Source organism: Bifidobacterium asteroides, from assembly GCF_009683175.1.
Taxonomy (GTDB): domain Bacteria; phylum Actinomycetota; class Actinomycetes; order Actinomycetales; family Bifidobacteriaceae; genus Bombiscardovia; species Bombiscardovia asteroides_H.
Genome location: NZ_WKKW01000001.1, coordinates 547545 through 571028, shown reverse-complemented (window position 1 = coordinate 571028; position 23484 = coordinate 547545). Strand labels below are relative to the sequence as shown.

General features: G+C 60.2%; 17 protein-coding genes and 1 pseudogene. 15 read left to right on the top strand and 3 right to left on the bottom strand.

Going from position 1 to position 23484, the window contains the following annotated elements; all coding sequences use genetic code 11:
* The first annotated feature begins 114 nt into the window (after window positions 1–114).
* The 3 genes from GKC41_RS02595 (at window position 115) to mtnN (ending at window position 3253) form a co-directional block, all read left to right on the top strand.
* Window positions 115–1236 (top strand): 3-deoxy-7-phosphoheptulonate synthase, encoded by a 1122-nt coding sequence (locus tag GKC41_RS02595; RefSeq protein WP_418904383.1) that lies wholly within the window; start codon window positions 115–117, stop codon window positions 1234–1236.
* A 77-nt stretch (window positions 1237–1313) separates the two neighbouring features.
* A complete protein-coding gene (locus GKC41_RS02590) occupies window positions 1314–2453 on the top strand; it encodes a 3-deoxy-7-phosphoheptulonate synthase (RefSeq protein WP_418904382.1) in 1140 nt (379 codons plus the stop codon).
* A 65-nt stretch (window positions 2454–2518) separates the two neighbouring features.
* Entirely contained in the window at window positions 2519–3253 is a 735-nt protein-coding gene (mtnN, locus tag GKC41_RS02585) for a 5'-methylthioadenosine/S-adenosylhomocysteine nucleosidase (RefSeq protein WP_154312809.1), read from the top strand.
* 198 nt (window positions 3254–3451) lie between these two features.
* On the opposite strand, the gene GKC41_RS02580 is transcribed toward mtnN, so the two are convergent.
* Together GKC41_RS02580 and GKC41_RS09080 are read right to left on the bottom strand one after the other, a co-directional pair.
* A complete protein-coding gene (locus GKC41_RS02580; protein ID WP_229281565.1) occupies window positions 3452–4336 on the bottom strand; it encodes a substrate-binding domain-containing protein in 885 nt (294 codons plus the stop codon).
* A gap of 201 nt (window positions 4337–4537) precedes the next feature.
* Window positions 4538–4789: pseudogene (locus GKC41_RS09080) on the bottom strand (DeoR family transcriptional regulator); the annotation flags it as partial.
* Window positions 4790–5095: 306 nt separating this feature from the next.
* On the opposite strand from GKC41_RS09080, the gene GKC41_RS02575 reads away from it, so the two are divergent.
* The 12 genes from GKC41_RS02575 (at window position 5096) to GKC41_RS02520 (ending at window position 22550) form a co-directional block, all read left to right on the top strand.
* On the top strand, window positions 5096–6448 hold the full coding sequence (locus tag GKC41_RS02575; protein ID WP_195760123.1) for an ABC transporter substrate-binding protein: 1353 nt from the start codon (window positions 5096–5098) through the stop codon (window positions 6446–6448).
* A 130-nt stretch (window positions 6449–6578) separates the two neighbouring features.
* On the top strand, window positions 6579–7568 hold the full coding sequence (locus GKC41_RS02570; protein ID WP_154312806.1) for a carbohydrate ABC transporter permease: 990 nt from the start codon (window positions 6579–6581) through the stop codon (window positions 7566–7568).
* Between the two features lie 4 nt (window positions 7569–7572).
* Window positions 7573–8472: a carbohydrate ABC transporter permease gene (locus tag GKC41_RS02565; protein WP_154312805.1), complete on the top strand. Its 900-nt coding sequence runs from the start codon at window positions 7573–7575 to the stop codon at window positions 8470–8472.
* A 3-nt stretch (window positions 8473–8475) separates the two neighbouring features.
* Window positions 8476–9369 (top strand): hypothetical protein, encoded by an 894-nt coding sequence (locus GKC41_RS02560; RefSeq protein WP_154312804.1) that lies wholly within the window; start codon window positions 8476–8478, stop codon window positions 9367–9369.
* A 101-nt stretch (window positions 9370–9470) separates the two neighbouring features.
* Window positions 9471–12128, top strand: a complete 2658-nt coding sequence (locus GKC41_RS02555) for an alpha-L-rhamnosidase N-terminal domain-containing protein (protein WP_195760122.1) — start codon at window positions 9471–9473, stop codon at window positions 12126–12128.
* Between the two features lie 225 nt (window positions 12129–12353).
* Window positions 12354–12875: a 50S ribosomal protein L10 gene (gene rplJ, locus GKC41_RS02550; RefSeq protein WP_015022404.1), complete on the top strand. Its 522-nt coding sequence runs from the start codon at window positions 12354–12356 to the stop codon at window positions 12873–12875.
* A 103-nt stretch (window positions 12876–12978) separates the two neighbouring features.
* Window positions 12979–13359 (top strand): 50S ribosomal protein L7/L12, encoded by a 381-nt coding sequence (rplL, locus tag GKC41_RS02545; protein ID WP_154312802.1) that lies wholly within the window; start codon window positions 12979–12981, stop codon window positions 13357–13359.
* 278 nt (window positions 13360–13637) lie between these two features.
* Complete coding sequence (locus GKC41_RS02540; protein ID WP_154312801.1) at window positions 13638–15179, top strand: glycoside hydrolase family 30 protein; 1542 nt, start codon at window positions 13638–13640, stop codon at window positions 15177–15179.
* A gap of 52 nt (window positions 15180–15231) precedes the next feature.
* A complete protein-coding gene (locus GKC41_RS02535) occupies window positions 15232–16767 on the top strand; it encodes a glycoside hydrolase family 30 protein (RefSeq protein WP_154312800.1) in 1536 nt (511 codons plus the stop codon).
* A gap of 259 nt (window positions 16768–17026) precedes the next feature.
* Entirely contained in the window at window positions 17027–18598 is a 1572-nt protein-coding gene (locus GKC41_RS02530; protein WP_195760121.1) for an FHA domain-containing protein, read from the top strand.
* Between the two features lie 8 nt (window positions 18599–18606).
* Window positions 18607–22317 (top strand): helicase, encoded by a 3711-nt coding sequence (locus tag GKC41_RS02525; RefSeq protein ID WP_154312798.1) that lies wholly within the window; start codon window positions 18607–18609, stop codon window positions 22315–22317.
* Complete coding sequence (locus tag GKC41_RS02520) at window positions 22317–22550, top strand: hypothetical protein (protein ID WP_154312797.1); 234 nt, start codon at window positions 22317–22319, stop codon at window positions 22548–22550. The genes GKC41_RS02525 and GKC41_RS02520 overlap by 1 nt, the downstream gene beginning before the upstream one ends.
* Before the next feature lie 9 nt (window positions 22551–22559).
* Here GKC41_RS02520 and GKC41_RS02515 read toward each other — a convergent pair whose 3' ends face one another.
* On the bottom strand, window positions 22560–22970 hold the full coding sequence (locus tag GKC41_RS02515) for an MscL family protein (RefSeq protein WP_418904381.1): 411 nt from the start codon (window positions 22968–22970) through the stop codon (window positions 22560–22562).
* Between the last annotated feature and the right edge of the window lie 514 nt (window positions 22971–23484).

Here is a 23484-nt window from a genome sequence, read left to right as displayed (position 1 = left end):
CGGGAACGGACTGTCCACATTGACCCGGATGTGGGCGGTCATAAGCAATTCGGGCATGATCGTCGTAGCGCGACAGAGAGGAGAGCGACCGTGGCATTCGTCAAGGAACCGGATATCATCCCGGAAGAGGAGCGGCAGTATTTTGCCGATACGGCCGTCTTTCCCGAAACAGTGGATGTCAACATTCGTCAGCTGGATCCCATCCCGGCACCTAGGGTTTTTCTGCGCTCGCGGCCCCTGGATTCGAAGCGTATGGAGCTGGTCCGGGACTCCCGCCAGGCCATTCGCGATGTTCTGCATGGCAGGGACGACCGGTTGCTGGTCATCACCGGCCCCTGCTCCATTCACGACCCGGAGGCTGCTCTGGAGTACGCCCGTCGTCTCTCGGCCGTCAATGAGCGGTTGAAGGATCGGCTGCTGATTGTCATGCGGGTCTACTTCGAGAAGCCCAGGACCACGGTCGGTTGGAAGGGGCTGATCAACGACCCCGACCTGGATGGAACATTCAACATTCGCAAGGGGATTCGTCTGGCCCGTCAAGTGCTCTGGCAGGTCCTGGGCCAGGGGATTCCGGCGGCCACAGAATGGCTGGATCCCATCACCCCACAGTATCTTTCCGACGCGGTCAGCTGGGGGGCCATAGGTGCTCGGAATACGGAGAGCCAGGTCCACAGGGAGCTGGCCAGCGGCATGTCCATGCCCATGGGCTTCAAGAACTCGACCGAGGGCAGTGTAGAGGCTGCGGTCGATTCCTGTCTGGCTGCGGCATCCGAGCATCATTTCCTGTCCATCAACCTGGACGGTCATGTCATCGCTGCGGAGACCATGGGCAACCCCGACTGCCACATTATTCTGCGCGGTTCCAGTCATGGGCCCAATTACGATGCGGAATCCGTCCGGTCCGCCCTGGAGGTCCTGCATCAGGCACCGCTGGGTCCTGGTGCATGCCGGGGTCTGATTGTGGATGCAGCCCATGGCAACTGCGGCAAGGACCCCGTACGCGAGGCCCAGGTGGTCGAGGAGCTGGCAGACCGTCTCGCCAAGGGCGAGCAGGGCTTGTCGGGGATCATGATGGAGAGTTTTCTTGAGGGCGGTCACCAGAAGCCGGCCCCACTGGATCAGCTGGTCTTCGGTCGGTCCGTCACCGATTCCTGTATCGCCTGGGACAGGACCGAGGAACTGCTGCAGATCCTGGCCGATGCCGTGCAAGCCCGTAGGGAAAGGATGAAGGCATGAGTGGGATGAAGGATGATCCACAGGAGCCTCTGCCCCGACCCAGCAAGGCCTATGAGGTTGAACTGGTGCACAAGGCGCTGGCGGCCGGCGTCAACCCCCTGCAGACCGGGAACGTGCCCAGGTGGGAGGACGAGGTAGGCATAGGCCGGATCGTTAACAGGCGGGTCTTTGAGCTTGACCGCCTGCCTTCGCCCGCGCAGATGCTGACCCGATATCCCTTGGATGGACCGGCCAAGGACCTGGTCATCCGCTCCCGGCAGGAGATTGTGGACTGCCTGCATGGGCGGGACGACCGGTTGCTGGTCATTGTGGGCCCCTGTTCCATCCACGACCCCGATGCTGCGCTGGACTATGCCCGTCGTCTGTCGGCCGTCAATGATCGGTTGAAGGATCGGCTGCTGATTGTCATGCGGGTCTACTTCGAGAAGCCCCGGACCACGGTCGGCTGGAAGGGGCTGATCAACGACCCCGACCTGGACGGCAGCCACAACATCCAGAAGGGACTGGTTCTGGCACGGCGCATCCTGCTGGGTGTGCTGGAGGCCGGACTTCCGGCGGCCACTGAATTCCTTGAGCCTACATCACCCCAGTACATTTCTGATGCGGTCAGCTGGGGGGCCATCGGTGCTCGGAACACGGAGAGCCAGGTCCATCGGCAGCTGGCCAGCGGCATGTCCATGCCCATCGGTTTCAAGAACGCCACGGACGGCAGCGTGGATGTGGCCATTGACTCCTGCTATGCGGCCTCTCAGCGCCACACCTTCTTCGGAATAGACCACGAGGGTCAGGCCGCAGCCGTAGCGACCATGGGCAACCCCGACTGCCATCTGGTCCTTCGCGGCTCCAAGTCCGGCCCCAACTACGATCAGGATTCGGTGCGCGCGGCTCTCGCCGTACTTCGCCAGCGCATGCCCAAGGACAGCGCGGCTGCCCACGGACTGCTCATCGATGCCTCCCATGGCAATTCCGGCAAGGATGAGCGGCGTCAGATCCAGGTTGTCCATGAGTTGGCCCAGCGGATAGGCGACGGCGAGGAGGGCTTTACCGGGCTGATGATGGAGAGTTTCATACGTGGCGGCAATCAGAAGCCGGCCCCGCTGGACCAACTGGTCTACGGGTGCTCGATCACCGACCGCTGCATCTCCTGGCCCGACACTGAGGATCTGCTGAAGGAGCTGGCAGAGGCAGTGGAACGTCGTCGTAGCACGGCTCGTTGACTCATGGCTTGCAGTAGGCTGGTCGGGCCGCAGTCGCAGGTGAAATCATGGATAAGGAGTCAGGCATGAGTGAAACAGACGGTTCCCTGGAGGGTGAAGATCGACGGCCGGTTGTCGTCATAGGAGCCATGGACGAGGAAGTGGCCCTGATTGGCCAAGGCCTGAAGCAGGCGGATCAGGATCCGCACGCCAGTGATGCTGGACTGAAAGTCATATGTGGCACCCTTGATGGGTCGCAGGGCCCGGTTCGATTGGCTGCCACCGTGGGCGGCATGGGCACCGTCAACATCGCCGCCACCACACAGTATCTGATTGATGCCTTCCATCCCAGGGCCGTCATCTTCTCCGGCATTGCAGGCAACCTGAACAAGGAGCTGCACATCAACGACGTGGTTCTTGGAGGCACCCTGCGCTATCTGGACACGGACATGCGGTTGGTGGCCCAGTCGGTCCCAGGAACCGAGGAGTTCCACTCGGACCCCCACCTGCTGGATCTGGCAAGCCGGACTCTGGATACTATGGGAATCAAGCACATCGTCGGCACCATTGCCACAGGCAACTACTTTGTGGATAGCCCGGAGAAGATCGCCCAGGTCAAGGAGCAGACCGGGGCTGATGCGGTCGAGATGGAGGGGGCGGCCGTCTGCCATGTGGCGGCCCGCAACAAGGTCCCGGCTCTGGTCATCCGTGCTCTGAGCGACAACGCCGATACCGACTATGAGGTTTTCCGCGAGTTCGACATCTCTGAATATGCCGACACGGCCGCCAGGCTGGTGCTGGGCATCGTGCGTGAACTTTAATTGCCGACCAACAGGGATTCCCTGTTTGAGGGGCTTTTGCCTGTTGGAGGCTGTTGGCTGTGGGTTGACGGACTTTGCTTGCGCATTCATTGGCTGGTTATTCATCGATTACATGGTTATTGCGGCCACTCTGGCCTTGACCGGTTTTTGGGGCAGCTGCTTGCCAGTTGCTCCATGCAGGCCATAGGGAGACGCTATCTACTTGTCAGCCATGTCGGCAACTGATCCCCTGTCGATGAGTGCGGGTTCTATGTAGGCGTGCTCGGTGCGCTGGTCCGGGTCTTGTATCCGCCGCACCTGGAGGCGCAGAGCGGCGGATGCCAGATCCTGGGCCGAGGATCGCAGGACGGTCAGGCGCTTGGTGTAGCCATCGATGGTGATCATGGATAGATCGTCGGGAATACGGCACCCCCGTTTTCCCAGTGCCGGGACCAGAGCGATGGACAGGTAATCCGGATGGACCAGGACAGCCGTTGTGTGTGTGTCGAGAATCGTCTGGACGATCTGCTCGACATCCTCGGCTGCATATGGCTGCTTGTCCTTGAGCAGGAAGGTCTGTTCAAGCCCGTTTCCTTCTCGCATCATCAGCTGCCAGCCCAGCTCGATATCGCCTGCGGTGGGTGTCCTGCCCAGAGCCAGTCCCACCCGGTGGTGGCCGTGCTGACGGAAGTGCTGCAGTCCCCGGCGGACTCCGGCTGGATGGTCGGTATGAACCGAGTCGAAGAAACCGGGCATCCACTGTGGCGGATGGCGTTCCAGAATGGTTACTGGCAGTTGGCACTCGGTCAGCCATTGCCAGGTTTCCGGCGCGACATCCGGTTCAATGCTTGGGGCCACGATCAGTCCAAGCATCTGTGGATCAGTGGCCAGATCTTCCAGAATATCTACCTCAGGAAAGGTCTCATAGGAGGTTTCCTTGGCCACGACCTCCAGTCCGAATTGCTCAGCCGCCATACGTCTGATGGCATCGTTCACTGAGGGCCAGATGAAGCTGGGCTCGGGCAGAGCCACCCCGATTCGGCTTCTACGAACGACCGCTTCTCTATCCTGGCTGGAGGCTTTATCCATGGTGATGCTTGACATACCATCACTGGTTTTGCCGTTGGTGCTTCCACTGCTGCTGGCTTGATGTGGGTTGCCCTTTCTTCTGGTTTTCCTTTTTGAGGCGACTTTCGTTCTGCCTGATGACTCCGGTATTCCAACCAAGGCTGGGTCAGAATTGTTGGAGGATGAGATTGTGAACGATTCAAAAGATTGACCTTGGGAATCCAGCGATTTGACCGCCAGGGCACCCCCACGTACTCGTCTGACGAGACCAGCTCTGGCCAGATTATTCAAATCCCTTCGGACTGTTATTTCAGTGGTGCCCATCATCCGCGCCAGGTAGGGTACTCTGACTACGCTCTCTCTAAGAAGTGCGTTGAGGATCAGCTCTCGTCTCTGAGCCGGGAGCCATCCTGCTGCCGGGGGCTTTGGAAAGGACCCCTCAGCGGGGTCCTGTCTTTTACTCCCTGCCCCTGATTTTCTTTGATCCATGCCCGGCCTCGATGCTTTGCTACTATGCTGATGAGGGCAGTCAAGACGGCCAACATCTCCGATTTCTAGCTTCCCTAACTTTCATAGTGTATACCTGAGTTATGGCCTAAGAGCGATGGAAACAGACTGCAACAAACTCTTCAGGTCATTTTCCGACCAATTAGTCTGGATTTGTTCGTTCGGAATCTTCATGGGCAGGTAAGCCAACAAAGGTTCACCTGGAGACTGTGATGAATCTGGAGCGAGAGAGGGGTCGGCCATATCCGGCCTCTTCCCCGGCATTGTCGCCGAAGGAAAGGGATGACCATGAACGTGAAAACTGTAACCAAGGCTCTGGCGGTGACCACTGCGGGCATTATGTTGCTGGCCGGTTGTGGAGGCGGCGGCTCAAGCAAGCAGGCCTCCTCGGGTAGTGACGGATTCGACAGCAAGGCCAAAACGACCATCACTTTCGCAGGATGGTCGTTGGATATGACCCCTGAGTTCAAAACTCTGGCTGACGCTTTCCATAAAGCCCACCCCAACGTGACCGTCAACGTTAAGCAGTACTCCGCTGATGACTATGACAAGCAGCTGACAGCAGATATCTCCTCTGGTGCCCAGCCGGATGTCTTCCCCATCAAGAACATGCTCAAGTACGTCACCTATTCAGATTCACAGGGACTGGCGGATATCTCCGACATCGCCAAGAGCTACCAGGGCAACAAGTACATTAATCTGGACGGCTATGAGCACAATGGCAAGTACTTCGCCCTACCCTACCGCAGTGATACCTGGGTGCTCTTCTACAACAAGGACATGTTCAAGAAGGCCGGGGTTGAAGAGCCGAACGCCAAGTGGACCTGGGATGATTACGCCAAGGCTGCCAAGGAACTCAAGGAGAAGCTGCCGGCAGCAGGTTACGATGCCAACAGCGTCTACCCCATGTACATGCACAACTGGCAGTCAGTCGTGCAGTCCTTCGCTCTGGCACAGTGCGGCAAGTCTGCAGACAGCACCTTCCTCAAGGCCGACTTCTCCTACATGGAGCCTTTCTATAAGAGGGCCTTGGAGTGGCAGAAAGACAAGTATACGATCGACTGGAACACCTCATTTACCAACAAGGTTCAGTATCAAGCGCAGTTCGGCACTCAGAAGGCCGCTATGATGCCCATGGGCACCTGGTACGCCGCCACCCTTGTCAGTCAGCAACAGTCAGGCGAAGCCCAGAAGTTCAGCTGGGGCATGGCTCCGGCTCCCCAGAACCCCGACAAGAAGCTGCCCAAGACCCCGATTACCTTCGGGAGCCCTACCAGTCTGGCAATCTCTTCCAAGTCTTCCGGCCAGAAACTGGCTGCTGCCAAGGAGTTCGTCAAGTGGGCCACAGGTCAAGGTGGTGCTCTTGAACTGGCCAAGCTCTCCACCACCCCCGCCTACATTGACGACAAGGTGACCGAGACCTTCTTCTCTCCTGAGGGTATGGCCTCCGACCAGGCCTCCAAGGATGCATGGAGCAAGCACGACATGAAGATGGAAGCCCCCGTGGCCACGGCCACGGATACCATCAACTCCATCCTCAAGGACACCCACTCCTCGATCATGACCGGTGCCAAATCTCCATCCGATGGGCTCAAGGAGGCAACTCAGAACGTCAAGGACCAGGGCGTGCTGGACGAATAGTCTCCGGTGACGCAGGGAGGCTTCAGGATGCATATACGTGTTCTGAAGCCTCCCACTGAGCCAATTGGAGTAAGAGCGGCTGGGGACTGCTCAAACCCACGACGCGTGATGGTAGTAAGGAGAGGCACAGATGTCAGAAGAAATCGGTGTGGTCGACGATCGACAGGCGGTCGCTGATCACAAAACGGGGTCTCATGGGCCCGGCGGCGGGCGACGAGCCCCCAAAATTAAGCAGGGCAAGTTCAACGCCAAGGCTATTTCACGAAGGAACCTGCGCAATGGCTTGATATTCATATCGCCGAATTTCATAGGTTTTATCTGCCTGACTCTCCTGCCCACCCTGACGCTCTTTTATATAGCCTTTACCAAGTGGTCGGCTTTCGGCAACCCAGTCTTGAACGGTGTGAAGAACTGGGTCAGGCTATCCCACGACAAGATCTTCATGACCTCGGTGTGGAACACCATTTACTACTCGATAGTCCACATCCCCCTGACTCTGGTCCTGGCCTTCGCCCTGGCCGTCCTGCTCAACTCCAAGCTGCGCGGGCGCGCCTTCTTCAGAACAGTGGCCTTCTTCCCCTACATCACCTCCATAGTGGCTGCGGCCCAGGTTTGGGGAATGCTCTTCGACCCCAAGTCCGGCCCCATAAACTCCTTCCTGCGGCTTTTCATCAGCAATCCCCCGGGGTGGCTGGGCTCGACGGCCTGGGCCATGCCTGCCGTCATCGTCGTGGGCACCTGGCGTGAGGTTGGCTACTATATGATCCTGCTCCTGGCAGGTCTGCAGACCATCCCCTCAGAGCTCTATGAAGCCGCTGAGCTTGATGGCACAAACGGATGGCAGCGCTTCTGGCATGTGACCGTTCCCATGATGCGCCCCACACTCTTCTTCGTCATGGTCACCCTGACCATCGGATCCTTCAAGATCCTTGATCTGACACTGGTTATGACCGATGGCGGCCCTGGCACCAGCACTCTGGTTCTGGCGCAGTATATCTACCGTGTAGCCTTCGAACGTGGTGACTTCGGCTATGCTTCGACCGTCTCCCTGGTTCTTCTGGCCATCTGCATGGTGGTCACGCTGGTCCAGTTCTGGTACAACAACCTGAAGGAGGACTGAGATTATGTCCACCAACACAGTCTCTGCAACCGTTCCCTCGCCTACTGGTGAGGAGATACCCTGGAACAAGAAGCAGGTCCCCCCGGCCAAGATCGTCGGCACAATCATCGGGTATCTGGCCATGATTGCTGTCTCCGCCTTCGTGCTCCTGCCATTCTTCTGGATGTTCCTGTCCTCTCTGAAACCCAACAATGAGGTCTATGCCATCCCCATTAAGTGGTTCCCATCGGTCTGGCACTGGGAGAACTACGTAGCCATCTGGACCAAGTCCGATATGACGACTTGGTTGCTCAACACCATCTTCTTCGCTGTTATTGTGACCCTCTTGCAGGTCTTTACTGGATCCTTTGCAGCCTATGGCTTCTCGAAGATCCCCTTCAGGGGGCGTACCACCCTCTTCCTGATCTACATCGCCACCATGGCCGTACCTTGGCAGGCCTACATGATCCCGCAGTTCAAGCTGGTTTCCGCCGTCGGTCTCTCCGATACGCGATGGTCCATCATCCTTCTGCAAGCCTTTGGAGCCTTCGGTGTTTTCATGATGAAACAGTTCTACGACACCATACCTGAGGATCTGTCTGAGGCAGGCAGATTGGATGGACTCAGTGAGTTCGGCATCTATTGGCGCATCATGCTTCCTCTGTCGGGACCGTCCCTGGCAGCCTTGGCCATCATCACTTTCACTAATACGTGGAATGACTACATGGGTCCGCTGATTTACTTGCGTTCCCAGAAGCTCTACACAATCCAGCTGGGCCTCAAGCTCTTTATTTCCCAGTACAATGCTGATTTTGCCATGATCATGACCGGCTCGGTCCTTTCGGTTCTGCCCATTCTAATTGTCTTCCTGATCGGGCAGAAACAGTTCATCGCCGGCATTGCGACATCCGGAATGAAAGGCTGATTCTTGGCTGGAAGCGATGGCGACCAGGGGCGTCCCGCCAAGGGCTACGCCATGCGTGCCCTCTTGGGGATCACCAACTCAATTGCTGTGGTGCTCGGTGCTGGGTGCTGCTCCCTGCTGGGGATGCTGCCCTTGGCTGCTGTATTGATCTTTCTGAGAGATCCGCAGTACTTCCCGACCTATCTGCTGGCAGCCGTGCTGTCTGCGCCTGGTCTAGCCGCCCTCTTTGCTATCTACCGCGATCATCCAGGCCTGTCCTCGGCCTCTGCCCGGGCCAGGCGGCAGGCCATGGATTCCATGATAGAGCGTGGGCAGTCTCTGCCGGATTGGATAGCGAAACCCTATGTGGATTCGGGGACGGTCTATGGGTTCTTCCGTGCATATTGGCGGGCCTACAAGATTCTGGCCCTGAGGTCATGGGCTACTTGGTTACCTCTGGGGTTCATTGCTTTCGCGCTGATTTATGATCTGCAGATCATGTCACAGCTCTCATGGGGTCAGATCATGTTCCTCCCAATCCTGGTATGCCTGCTGCTCCTTGTGCAGACCGCCTTGGTCTCTCTGGTGCTACTGGTGGAATATCCTCGGGCGCGCATCCGCAAGGTCTTGGTCAATGGCCTCCTCCTGTCGGTGCGCCGCTGGTACATGCTGGTTCTGTCGCTGGCGATCCTGGCTGGGTATGTCTGGGGGCTGATGCGCTCGCCCATTCTGGTGGCTCTTCTGGCCACTGGCCTGATCTGGTATCTGGTCTGGGCAGCTGTGCGGTGGCAGGCTGACCCCTTCTTCCGGCAGATGGCCCGTGAGAGCGAGGACCCAGGCGTCCAGGTCATGTATGGACTGCCGGCTGCTGGACCCAAGGGCTCCTCCTTCACTGCGTTGCAGGACTACCGGCAATAGCGGTTCATGAAGAAAGTTGCATTTGAGAGCAGGCTCAAGGAGGATTTGCTGGAATGGGCTGTGAGCCTTTGCAGGTGTTGATCGAGGATCGGGATTGTCCTGTGGATATCGAACCGGGACTCAGGCCCATGGTCAGGTGGAGGCTGGACACTTTGCCGTCCTGGGCGGATAGGGTCCGTTTGGCCAGGGTGCGAGTCTTCGAGCAGCCTAAGGGGAGGATACTTGTAGACACCGGCATCCAACCTGCGGACGAGCTCAATGGCAGCAGGCTCCCTGGACCGGATATGGGTCCTTCGCGACGGTATTGGCTGACCGTTCTTCTGTTGGATGCACAGGGCCGTCGGTTGATAGGGTCTGAACCCATCACCTTTGGCACGGGGCCTGGCCCGGTCTGGCATGCTCAAGCCATTTGGTCCGCAGAGGACGAAAAGAACCCCTCAGGTTCTCAGGGTAATGCCAAAGGTTGGGCGCTGATGCGTGGTGTGGTCCGGCTGCCCCCGGGGCCGATCCTCTGGGCTAGCCTGTATGCGACCGCTGACAGCACTGTGCCTGCGCGTCAATTTGTCTATCGACTATGGCTCAACGGGCGGTTTCTGGGCTGTGGTCCAGTATTCCCCCTGGATGGAGAGGATCGCTACAGGGGTTACGAGGTCACCGACCTTTTGCGTCCGGGGGCTCAGAACGTTCTGGGCGTGGTGGCATATGCCATGGAGGGCCGCCGTTTCCAGGCCCAGTTGGATGTTGGTCGGCCTGATGGCAGGGTGGAGCACTATGGCACGGATGCCGAATGGAAGGCTATTAGCGGGGCCAAGGCATTTCCTGACAGCGCCTCTATCGGCACAACCTACTATCAGGCTCCGGCTGAGGACATCGATCTGTCCCGATACCCCTGGGGTTTTTCCGGCCCGGGCTTTGATGACTCTGCCTGGCCCAAGGTCCGGATTCGGCCCCCATTCTCCAAGTGCCTGGCAGCTCCTGCAGATGGCACCAGACTGACCCGGGTGGATGTTCGTCGGGTTTTGGATGCTGCTCCTGGTCATCTTCTGCTGGATTTCGGCTCCGTACGGCTGGGTGGCATCGGTCTGCGGGTGGATCTGTCGCAACATTTGGACTTGATCGTCCGTTACGGGGAGGTCCTGGACGGCCAAGGTGGCGTTCGCTACCACCTGGCCACCTCCAACGTCTATCAGGATCGCTGGCGGCTGCAGCCTGGCCGCAACCGGGCACAGACTTGGGGAATCCGGGTCTTCCGATATCTGGAGCTGATATGGTCGGCGGAATCCGAACCTGAAGGGCTGCTGGCGAGCCTGTCTGACAGGGGCCTGTGGGCAGAGTGCCTTGAGGCTCCCGTATATGACGACCACGCCAGGTTTCATTGCGACAGGCCTCTGTTGGATGAGGTCTGGCAGCTGGGGCGAAACACCATCAGGGGACTCAACGCTGACATCTACGTCGATTCCTGGACCAGGGAACGGGCTCCCTATGAGGCTGATGCCTGGATCCAGCAGCGGGCTCATATGGTGTTGGATGATGCGCCTGCCCTGGGCCGTTACAGCGTGGACTATCTGATCGCCAATAGAACCTGGCCCACCGAGTGGCCCCTCTACAGCATTTTGGCTGTTCACGATGCCTGGATGCACACCGGAGATCTGACCCAGGCGGCAGACCAGTACGACCGGCTGATGGGACTGCTGCCAGACAGGTATCTGGACCAGGACAGCGGGTTGATTGTCAAGGACCCCGGCGTCTCCAGCCAAATGGATGGAGACCTGGTCGACTGGCCGCCCGTTGAACGTGATGGATATGTCTTCGGTCGTGTCAACACGGTCATCAACGCACTGGCCAGTGCCGCCTATAAAGCCATGGCTCGTCTGTCACGGGCGTTGGGACGTCGTAACCGAGCTGCCCGTCTGGCAGAGGTGTCCCGGAAAATGCAAGAGGCCTTGGACGAGCGGCTCTACGATCCAGCGGTTGGTGCCTACCGGGATGGTCTGCTTGACGGTCCCGACGGTCCGGCCATCAATCACTGTGCCATGCATGCTTCGGCCTTTGTGCTGGCTTTTGCGCCTCCCTCTGATCCCGCTCGACTGGAGGAGGTCGGTGCCTATCTGCGTCGTAGGGGAATGGCCTGCAGTGCCTACGGGGCCGCCGTGCTTTTGGATGGACTTTATCGATCAGGCCTAGGAGCTGATGCTCTGGCTCTGCTCTCAGCAGGGGAGGGTATGCGCACCTGGAAGCACATGTTGGACCAGGGTGCTGGAGGCACCATGGAGGCCTGGGACCCATCGATCAAATCCAACACCACCTATTCGCACCCCTGGGGGGCCTCGCCTGTCTGGCTGATTTCCAGCGGGCTGATGGGACTGCGGCCTTTGAAGCCCGGGTACCGTGAGTTCCTTGCCGCCCCACAGCCCGGAGGCCTGGCCCGGGCCGAGCTGACCATGCCCGTGCCCACGGGGGACATCCATATCTCCTATACGATCACGGGAAGAGTGGATAACAGGCCAGGGTTTGTCCTCCTGCCGGATATCGATCTGGAATTGACCGTGCCCCAGGGCTGCCGGGGTTACTTGGTCCTCCCTCCTGTGCTCGGCGTCGGACCAGGGGTTCAGGTCGAGGTCTTCCTGGACGGGTCGCCGATCATGCTGAAGGCCTTGGATGCCGAGAGCCGGGTGGCCGGCGTTCGTTGCAGAGCAGGATCCCTGGTTACGGATGCGCTGCCCTGCGGCCATCACCATCTGATGGTGCCGCATCTATAGACTTGACGGTCCTTGTTTATCTGTGTACTATTAGCCGTTGCATACCAAAGACCGTTGGTCGGGACCCTTGGGTCTCCTAAGTTCGGTTGATCGAGCCAGCACAGGTTGAGTTTCAAATCGGTCCTCGCGGCCTGTTTTCCGCTCTGCCTGTCGGCAGGGCTTTCTTTTTGCCTGTCAAGCTCGGTCGTCCGGCTCCCTCCAGAGGTCTGTCTAGGAAGGAACGCCATGAAAAGGCCCGAAAAGGAAGAGGCTGTCGCCAGGCTGACGGACAAGTTCCGTGACGCCGATGCCATCATCCTCACCGAGTACCGCGGGCTCAGTGTTCCGCAGGTCGCCGATCTGCGAAACAAGCTAGGCCGCGATACTTCCTACAACGTGGCGAAGAACACGCTAGCCCGGATTGCGGCCAAAGAGGCTGGAATCGAGGGTCTCGATGAGATGCTTGCCGGCCCCTGCGCCATCACCTTTGTCAAGGGTGATTACGTCAATGCCGCCAAGACGCTGCGTGATTTCGCCAAGGACAACCCGGCACTGATCGTCAAGGGCGGCTTCATCGATGGAGCTGTTGCTGACGCGGATGCCATGGAGAAGATCGCGGATCTGGAATCCCGCGATGTTCTGCTCTCCCGGATGGCCGGCGCGCTCAAGGGCACCATGTCCAAGGCCGCCAACCTGTTCGTCGCTGTGCCTACCAAGGCCGTGCGCACGTTCGACGCCCTGCGCGAGAAGCAGGAAAAGGCCGCCTGAGTCCACGGCCATCGGCCCGGATTCATACGGCAAATACAAGAAAAGATGTTCGGTGATCGGCCTACCAGTCAATGCCGGTCGCCACAAATGAAAGGAAGCCATTATGGCCAAGCTCTCCGCTGACGAGCTCATCGACGCGTTCAAGGAAATGACCCTGGTCGAGCTGTCCGACTTCGTCAAGAAGTTCGAGGACGAGTTCGATGTTGAGGCCTCCGCCCCTGTGGCCGTGGCCGCTGCCGCCCCCGGTACTGCTGCTCCGGCTGAGGAGGAGAAGACCGAGTTCGACGTCGTCCTCTCCGCCATCGGCGACAAGAAGATCCAGGTCATCAAGGCCGTCAAGGCCATCACCAACCTGGGCCTGGCCGATGCCAAGGCTCTGGTTGACGGTGCCCCCAAGGCCGTCCTGGAAGGCGCCAAGAAGGAAGACGCCGACAAGGCCAAGGCCCAGCTGGAAGAGGCCGGCGCCACCGTCGAGCTCAAGTAGTCATCGGCTCTTCTGAGCCTTTGTATGTTGAAAAGCCTCGCACTGCAATTGATGTGGTGCGGGGCTTTTCCTATACCCTGTCCTACCGTGCACGCAGGGGTGATTATGCTTGCCCGAGCCGATTTGCATAGGTCATTTCGGAGCGTAGGATGACCATCCAATCGTAATGATCGAAGTTGATCGAAACAGTTTGTTCATGATTGTAATCGCTGCTAAGCTAAGGCCCTGTCCTATCGACCGTGACGCCGATGCCCAGATATGACAATGAGAGAGCAATCATGACCATCACCTTCACAAACCAGTTCTGGACCGTGACCTCAGGAGACCTGACCGATCGCCGCCGGCCCCTGCAAGCCCCTCCGATGGGGGAGAGACCCAAGGATGCCAAGCCTATCGTCATTGACCCCTGCCAGCGGCATCAGCCCTGGCTCGGGGCCGGAGCCGCCATCACCGATGCCGCGGCCTCGCTGATTTGGGGCAGCCAATCCGCGCAGCAAAGACATGCTCTTCTAGACGATATGTTCAACCCGGACAAGGGCGGCTTTTCAGTCATCCGCATACCGCTGGGCTCCTGCGAGCCGTCCTCACAGCCCTACTACACCTACGACGACATTCCCTACGGCGAGCATGACAAGGATCTGACAAGGTTCTCCCTGGGCGAGGGCGAGCCGGGCGCTCCGGACGCCACCAAGGACTACAAGTACATCATCCCCGTTGTCCAGGAGATTCTGTCCATCAATCCTGCGGTAAAGATCATCGCCTCGCCTTGGAGCGCCCCGGCCTGGATGAAGAACACCGGCCACCTGTGCATGGGCGGCCACCTGCGCTTCGACGAGTGGACCGGCAACGGCTATGATCCGCTTGAGGATTCCATAGAGGGTGTCTATGCCCGGTACTTCGCCCGCTACATCGACGAAATGGAAGCCATAGACATCCCTATCTGGGCGGTCACTGTGCAGAACGAGCCCTCCAACGCCGCCCCTTGGCCGGCCATGACCTGGACTCTGGCCCAGCAGGCCGACTTCGCCCACCGATTCCTGCGTCCTGCGCTGGACCGTCTGCACCCCCAGGTGCGCATCTTCATCAACGACGACTCGGCACATTGCCTGACCGGACCGGTCGACAAGGATGTCACCGCCGAGCAGGCCCGCTCCATCAACGGCTTGACTCTGCACACCTATGACAACGACTACCCGCAACTGGACTATGCCAACCGGGTCTATCCGCAGTGGATCTATGGCATGACCGAACGTCGCTGCATGCTGGACCAGACCCCCGAGGATGCCGCTCACATCATGTCCGGGGTCATCGGCAACTGGCTGGTCCGCCATGGCTCTTCCTTTATCACCCTATGGAACATGGCCCTGGACGAGCGTGGGCTGCCCAACCAGATCGGTGCCGACGGTAGACGCGGGGTGGTCACCATTGATCATGGCAGCGGCAAGGTTCGCAGGAATCTGGAGTATTTCATGCTCCGTAGTTTCGGCCAGGATGTGGAACCCGGTTCGGTAGTGATTGACTCCAGCAACTACACTCCGGACGGCTGGAGCGGATCTTTGGGCTCCGTGGCTTTCCTGGGCCCGGACGGATCCATCGCCGCCCATATCTACAACCCCACGGGCGAGCCGATCAAGGCGGCTGTCACCATCAACGGCTGGGGGGACCGCTGGCAGAGTGTGACCGTGCCGGCCTGGGGGACCGTGACCATGCATGCGACGACCAGCGAGCGGATCAACGATTCGGCGGTGCCCGAGGATGAGGACTTTGCTCTGCAACTGCCTGAGTACACCGTGGATGACAAGGCTCCCGGACAGGACTAAGGACCGGAATGGCGATGCCGGGAAAGGGCCCGGCGGAAGGAGACATACGAACATGAAGGAGATTTGGACCGCGACGGCAGGGGATCTGTCCCAGCGGCGAGAACCGATAGCGACCCCGGAGACGACGAATGGGCCCGGTGCAGCCGTCCCCATCGTCATTGATCCGACCAGACGCTACCAGTACTGGGAGGGGGCCGGTGCTGCTCTGACGGACTCCAGTGCCTACCTGTTCATGACGGCCATGGATGCCGACCAACGTCATCGGATTCTGACCGAGCTCTTCGACCCGGCTCAGGCGGGCCTGTCCACCTTGAGGATCTCCATGGGGTCCTGCGACTTCTCCAGCCAGCGCTACTACTCCTATGATGAGCTGCCCGAGGGCGTGATGTCGGATTCGGATATGACCTACTTCTCCATTGGGCAAGGGAAGCCTGGATCGCCCGAGGCCACCAAGGACATGAAGTACGTGGTTCCCGTTCTTCAGGAGATCATGGCCATCAACCCGGGCGTGCGGATCCTGGCCTCTCCCTGGAGTGCACCTGCATGGATGAAGGACAGCGGTCGGCTGGACGGGGCTGGGCGTCTGCGGCTGGGGCAATACTGCGGTAATGGCTACCGTCCGCGTGACACGGTCGATGCCGCCTATGCTCGCTATTTCGTGCGGTTTATCCAGGCTTACCAGGAGCTTGGCATTCCCATTGCGGCCGTCACCATGCAGAACGAGCCTTCCAACAATCCTTCCTGGCCTATGACGACCTGGACCCCCGAAGAGTTGGTGCGCTGGGGGGTGGACTACCTGCGTCCGGCACTCGATCGCAGCTTCCCCGAGGTGGAAATCTTCTTCGGCGATGACGGCCTGAGGTTCTTCAGCCGACCGGTCAGCGACTATATGACTCCTGTCGAGGCCCAGAGCTTCGCCGGGACAGCCATGCATACATATTCCGGTCTGCCCAAGTGGGTGGTGAACGCCACCAGACAGTTCCCCGGATGGCGCTCGGTCATGAGTGAGCGCCGTTGCATGTTGGACGAGCAGGTGGATGAGGCCAGCCACGTTATGTTCGGGGAGATCGGCATCGGATTGGTCCGCCAGGGCGTGGGCATGATCGACCTGTGGAATCTGGCCCTGGATGAGCGGGGTCTGCCCAGCTGGGCGCGAACCATGGGCCGGCGCGGGGTCATCACCGTCGATTCTCAGACTGGCGGAGTCAAGCGCAACCTGGAATATTTCATGCTCCGTAATTTCGGACAGGATGTGCCGGTCGGCGCTCGCAGGGTGGCCTCCACCAGCCATACCCGTGACGGCCGGACCGGCGGCCTGGGGTCGGTCGCCTTCGTTCGCGACGACGGCGAGCTCAGCGTCGTCCTCTACAATCCGACCGGAGAGCCCATCCGGGCTGCCCTGACCGTCAATGGCTGGGGCGCTTGCTGGCGACCGGTGAGCGTACCTGCCTTCGGGACGGTCTCCTGTCACATGTCAGACTCCGAGCGCCTCAACCGCAGTACGGTGCCCGAGGACGACCAATTCGTCGTCCATATGACTTCACATCCAGCAGACGACCACGATGAGGGCGAGGTCGACCAGGACTGATCCGATGAAGGCGTCCGCTGCTTGACTCTGATGGTTTTATCCAGAGCAAGAGCGGGCGCCGTTTCTTGTCGCTCGAGTCGATCGCGTCGTTGCTAAAGCCCTGCCTGCAGGGAGGGTTCACTGCGCTGACATGCCTGCCAGTCTTTCATGTGTCCTTTATCAGTTAATTCGGCACGCAATCAATCCTATCTCTGGGTTTCATGACAGAATAGGCGATAGTACCGAGTGAAGGCGGCTGCAGATTTGGGAGGTCGAAAGCGTGAGTGACGATCGGCGACCGGGGCAGGTGTGGATAATCAAGTTCAATGGGGCGGAAGAGACCCGGCTCAAGCCTGGTGAGACTGTCGAAATCGGCCGCAAGCCTCTGCGTCCGCTGGCCGATGACGGCCGGCGTCGCCTGGAGGTGCCCGATAAGACTAAATCCATGTCCAAGCGACATGCCATTTTCGCCGTCGACCAGGACGGTCTGGCCACCCTGCGCGACATGGGTTCCACCAACGGGTCCTATCTGATCCAGTCCGACGGATCACTGGTCAGGCTGCCTGTGGACGCCGCCTTCCCCCTGTCCAGCAGCTCGGCTCGTTTCCAATTCGGTGATGTCCCCGTCGACTTCGTGCGCATCAACAATCCCGAAGACGATAAGACCGACCCTTCGACCCGGGTGCCCGACCTCTTCTCATACTCCACACAGCCCCGGGGCATGGTGGAGCCTGATGCAGCTGAAATGTCCGTCGATGACATTCTGGACATGCGCGCCGGTGAGCCCACCGGCATCTTCAAGGCCGACGGAGTCCGCAACCGGGTCACTGCCCTTCACGATATGGCCCTGGGTGCCGCCAAGACAGCCGATTCCTCCCAAGAGGCCGACGGTGCTTCACAGGATCTTTCCAAGTCTGCCCCAGTCGCTCACGACTCGCGGGACAATCCGTCGCGGCCTTTCGCCGATGGGGCCGCGTCCGCAGAGTCGCGAGGCTCGCAAGCCCGGTATTCTGACGATTCTGATTCAGCCGAGCGTGGCCGGGCTGACAGGGGGCCGGCCGACACGGGCTTAGCGGATGGTCAGGGATCTGACCGTCGCAGAGGCTATGCGGACCAGCGTGCAGGTGACTTCCAGGCCCCGGATGCTCGTGGCGAAGCCCGTCGGCCTCTGCCATGGCAGGAGCACGAATCCGAGCAGGGCCTGCCGTTGGTTGGCACGCAGGAGGAGGACAGCCAGCCTGTCGACCGTGACCTTTTCGCTGATGCTCGTCGTTCCCGTTCCGCTGAATCTGCTCCTGATCAGAATCGCTCCGACCAGGATGCTCGCGATGTTCGTGATGCCCGTGACGGCCGTGGTCATCGTGATGATCGTCCAGCTTCCGGCCGCAGGGGCTACGCGGACGGCCAGTCCCGGCAAGGCCAGGGGAGCAAGGCGGACTCGGCCCAGGGGTTCACCCCGCTGGGAGCTGTAGAGCTGGCCCGCCTGTCCAGGAAGGAATCGGACCAGGCCCGACATCACCAACCAGCGGATGAGCAGGATAATGACCAGCGTTATCAGCCGGCCTTCGAGCCCGGATCCGTCTTCGAGCGGGTCTCCAAAGGGGACTATGACCGTGGCCATGAGGCCATCGTGGTGGATGGGATGAGCTCCGATGATGCCAAACGCACCGGGGACTTCGCCCTGCAGTTCGCCATGGCCAAGCATCGGCAGCTGCTGCCTTTCCTGGCGATGAACCCTGCCCTCTATGATGATCTGTACGCCTGGTTGGAGGCTCAGGGCGACCAGGACATCGACGCAGCCCTGCGCAACAATGACGGGTATCACGAATATCTGAACGCCGTGCGGAAGTGAGTGGACGGATGAGCGAGACGGTAATGAGCACCGGGGAATCGGAAGAGGACAAACGGGCTGAAGATGCACAGGCATCAACGGCCGGCTCCTCCTCCGACCGCGCGGCAGAAGAGGTCAAGGCCCCGTTGACTCCACTGGAGCGAATCCGGGGATGGCGCCAGGATTACCAGAACCAGGTGGGCCTGACCCCCTTGGAGAATGTGTCGCAGCTGGCAGCGCAGATGGACCTGACGCATGCGCATCCTTCAGGCATCGCCCAGCTCTTCGCCAGTGGCCAGGTTCATCTGGATGCGCTCTTCCGAGACCGCGGCATGCTGCGTGCGGCCCACCGACGCATGGAGCGGGTTCTGGACGATCAGGCCGCCAAGGAGCGCGCCAGTGGTTTCGCCCAGCTTTCCATGGTGGTGGGGGTGGCTGCCTGGCAGGGGCGCGACATGCCCGTGCTGCTCTATCCTGTGCGCATCGACGAGAGCACGCAGGGAGCATCCAGGGCATCCATCAGATTCACAGGCAAGGTGGACCTTAATCCTGCCTTGATCTCGGCCATGCGTGAGCGGGGCATCACCCTGGATCCGGATCGTCTGTTTTCCGCCTCCCATTATCAGGGCGGCACCCCCGAAACTTCATCCCTGTTCAAGGACATGACGGCCCTGATCACGCCGCATATCAGCGACTTCACCATCGAACGGAAAATCGTTCTGGGATGCTTCATTGAGCCATCGGCCCAGCTGCTGGGCGAGAGCCTTCGGATTCTGGACCGGATGACCGCCGGGTCCACGGGCAACGATCTGCTGGATGCCTTGGCTGGCGACCAGGCTGCCTCCGAGCGGCTCAAGGGCGGGCCTGTGCCCGATTACAGCCCCTTTGATGCTGACCCTCACAGCGAGTTCGAGGCCGGAGATGTGGACAACCGGGTCCGCTATGCCGCCCAGCTGGTGGCGACTGGGCACAGCGTGTTTGTCGATGAACAGACCGGCCGCCACAGCGCCGACGATGCTCTGGCTATCGCCTCGCGCTGCGTCACCGCTGGAAGAACCGTGCTCTATGTGCCCTGTGTGGTGGAGGAGAAGCGACGCTTCCAGCATCGTCTGGATGCCGCCGGGATGGCGGACATGGCTCTTGACCTGACCGACGATCAGCTTGGCCGGGTCCTGGATCAGCGGCTGATCGATGCAGTGGGGTTCAAACCCGGCAAGGCCAGCGAACACTTCGATCAGGTGGCTGACGAGCTTGTGGGTGTCCGCTCCCGCTTGACCCGCTATTTGGGTGATCTGCATGGGGTCGATTCCAGCTGGGGGGTTTCGGCCTACCAGACCATTCAGAATCTGGCCAACATCGCCAATATGCCTACGCACCCTGCCACCCGTGTTCGTCTGGGCGCGGCCACAGCCCACAACCTGCAGCCTGAGCTGGATGCCTGGGCAGACAAGCTGGAGAGGGCTGCCGAGCTGGGTGAATTCGTCATCGGTCCCCAGGACACGCCTTGGTTCGGTGCCACCCTGGTCAACGAAAACGAGGCTGTGGACGCTTACTCCCGCGTGGTTCGTCTCCTGCAACGGCTTCTGCCGGACACCCGCGAACAGGTCAAATCAACTGTGGAGACCTGCGGATTCCCCGTGCCGGCCACCGTCAAGGATTGGGGACGGCAGGTGGTGGTCCTCAAGAATCTGCGCCGGGTTCTGGATGTCTTCCAGCCCTCCATCTTCGAGCGTGACCTTCCTGCCATGATCGAGGCCACCAAGTCCAAGGCTGATCGCAAGGCCAATGGCACCAATCTGGGATTCTGGGAACGTCGACGTCTGGTCAAGGAGGCCAAGAGCCTGCTCAGGCCCGGTGCCCAGGTCGAGGATCTGCATGAGTCACTGGTGGTGGTATCCAAGCAGGCCGAGCAATGGCGGACCTTCGTCCCCCACGGCGGCTGGCCGGTCCTGCCGCCCAAACTGGATGTCATCATCGACACTCAGGAATCCCTGATCCGCGACATGACGGCTCTGGATACCGTTCTGGCCTCGACTCCAGCTGGTGGCGATCTTGAGACCATGGACTTGAACAAGGTGGAGGAGCGGCTCAAAGCCCTCTTTGACGACCATACAGCCCTGGATACCTTGCCTGAGCGCTGCGCCCTGGAAGGCGAATTCAACAAGGCGGGGCTGCAGGACCTGGTCCAGGACCTGCGTAACCGCCAGGTCGGGGGCAAGGCGGTACGGGCTGAATTGCAGCTGGCCTGGTGGACCACGGTCTTCGACGACATCATGCGCTCCTCGCAGATCATCTCCAACCAGGACGGCTCCGCCCTGTCCAACGCAGCCGACCGCTTCAGCCAGGTCGATGCCCAGCACGTGGCCAGCGTAGGGCCCATGGTTGCCCAGGAGAGCGAAAAGCGCCTGTCCGAGCTGCTCTTCTCCCGCACCCAGGAGGCCAATCAGCTGCACACCATGCTGGCCGGCAACCCTGGTGCCTCCCTTGCGGTCTTCCAGCAGGCCCACCCCGGCATCCTGTCGGCGGCCAAACCCATCATCATCGCAACTCCGGCCACGCTGGCGACCAGGACCAATCCGACACAGCTGGCCGACACGGTCATCATCGATGCCGGAGCCCATATGCCTTCCATCCAGGTGCTGACTGTGCTGGCTCGTGCCCGGCAGGTGGCCGTCATCGCCCACCGGCCTACCATCACCTCGGATGGCCTCTTGCAGCTGGTCGACCAACTGGTCCCGGTCACTGTCAAAGCCCGTCCCTCGCGCCGTTCAATTCGGCTGGACACCTTCCTGAAAGATCATGGATATGGGGATCTGTCGGCGCCTGTGCCCGATTGCCGGGAGCCTGGCAGGGTAACTCTGACCAGGGTGGAGGGCGCTGGGGTCCCTGTCATGGCCACTGGGCTGGTCGAGTCCAGCCAACAAGAGGTGGCCGCCGTTGTCGACATGCTCCGACGCAAGGCCGGATCCTTCTCCCTGGTGCCGAACAGCTATCTGCTGACTGTGGTCACCCTGTCGGCAACCCACCGCTCCAGGCTGGGCGCCGAACTCAAGTCGGCAGCGGCCAAGGACAGGGCTTTCGCCAAGTTCCTGCGGCATGTACGCATCGTTGGCATTGACGAGGTCTGCGGAGCCAGGGCCACGGACGTGATCCTTACTCTGGGTTTTGCCAAGACCACCCACGGCCGTCTTCTGCAGCAGTTCGGCGATCTGGAAGGCGAAGGGGGCAAGGGCATGTTGCTGGATGCTCTGGTCCTGCCGGATCGGAATCTGGATATCGTCGCGGCGTTTTCCGCTGATGATCTGGAGGACGACCGCATTCACCAGCCCGGGCCGCGTTTGCTCAAGGATCTTTTGACCTGGATTGAGCATCCCGACGCTGAACCCGCCCGGCCCGAACAAGCCGAACAGTCCACCAATGTGCTCTTCAGGGATCTGGCCCAGCGGCTGCGGACCCGGGGGCTGGATGTGGCCCTGGATTACGGGTACGACCTGGCCCCCCGAATTCCGCTGGTGGTGGGACTCAAGAACAAGCCCTATGCCTTGGCCGTGTTGACCGACGATGCAGAGTTCATGCACACCCAGTCCACTCGGGAGCGTCACCGGTTCACCACCGAGAATTTGCAGTATCTTGGCTGGTCGGTCATGACCGTCTGGAGCGTTTCAGCCTTTGTCAACCCCGACAAGGAAGCCGACAGGATCGTTGCCCGTCTTGCCGATATCTACCAGCAGGCGCGTTGATGGAGGACGATCAGCTAGACCGGGGGAACCAGACCGGTGAGCCTTCAGCTCCGCGACGGCGTCGCCATCGGCGGGTGGTTCGTCCAGGCAAGGAACGGTTCGATGTTGATGGCACCGAGGAGGACCCCCAGGACCGGGTATGTGCGCAGGATCGTCTTGACGGGGATGACCGGCGGATTCTGGGCGAGCTGCCGCCTCACTGGGGGCTCTTCCCCAATGAGCGCGGCGACTGACTGTCGGTCCTAATCCTGGTTCCTGGGCAGTCCGGTTCCAGCCTGCTGACTGTCTGCATTTGTCGATTGGTGGATGTCGTTCGCAATCTGGCGCAACAGCTGCAGGCTCTGGTCCTGGGGGCTGGGAGCGTTGGGCTGGTCCTTGATGCCTGAGGCCGCCCGGCTCAGCTGCCGCAGCTTGTTGATGGGCATGATGATGCAGAAGTATACGGCGATGGCGATCAAGAGGAAATTGAGCAGGGCTGTCAGAATGGCGCCGAAGGAGATGGTGGCGTTCCGGTAGGTGATGGTCAGGAGTCCTGAGAGGTCCGGTTTGCCGAAGATCATGGCAATCAGGGGGCTGATCAGATTGTTGACGATGGCGTTGACCACGCTGGTCACCGCCGAACCCATAACCACGCCCACGGCCATATCCACCATGGATCCGCGCGAGATGAACTGCTTGAACTCGCCCAGCACGCCCTTGTTGCTGATCTGCGAGATTTTGTGGACTGCTTCGGCGGTATCCTTGGCCGCCACCTGATTGATCGAGGCCATCCTGCATCCTTCCGTAGCTGATGTGAGGCATAGAGCACCTATGCCTGCTTCTTCCTCCATTATCGCGGGCCCAGGATGGTTTCGGTTTTCCGACATGAATGGAGGGTGTCGGTGCAGAAGTTCTGTCGGGGCGGATGGCAATGACAGGTGTAGATGGATCCAGCGATAGCAAGAGCAGAGCCTGACTGGCATCAAGGGCGAAGACCGCCTGGGACGCTTGCCGGACCTGGTTGCCCTCCCGTCCTTCCAGATCTGATCGATCCCTGGCGATGGTCTGTGCCGGCTGCAGAGCCAGTGCCTGCTCGGCTATCATGCAGTGTCCACCGCCTGGGGTCTGCTCGGGAGTCGGTGTCTGCCCGCCCTTGACTTGCTGGACATGGGAAAACTCAGGTTCCCT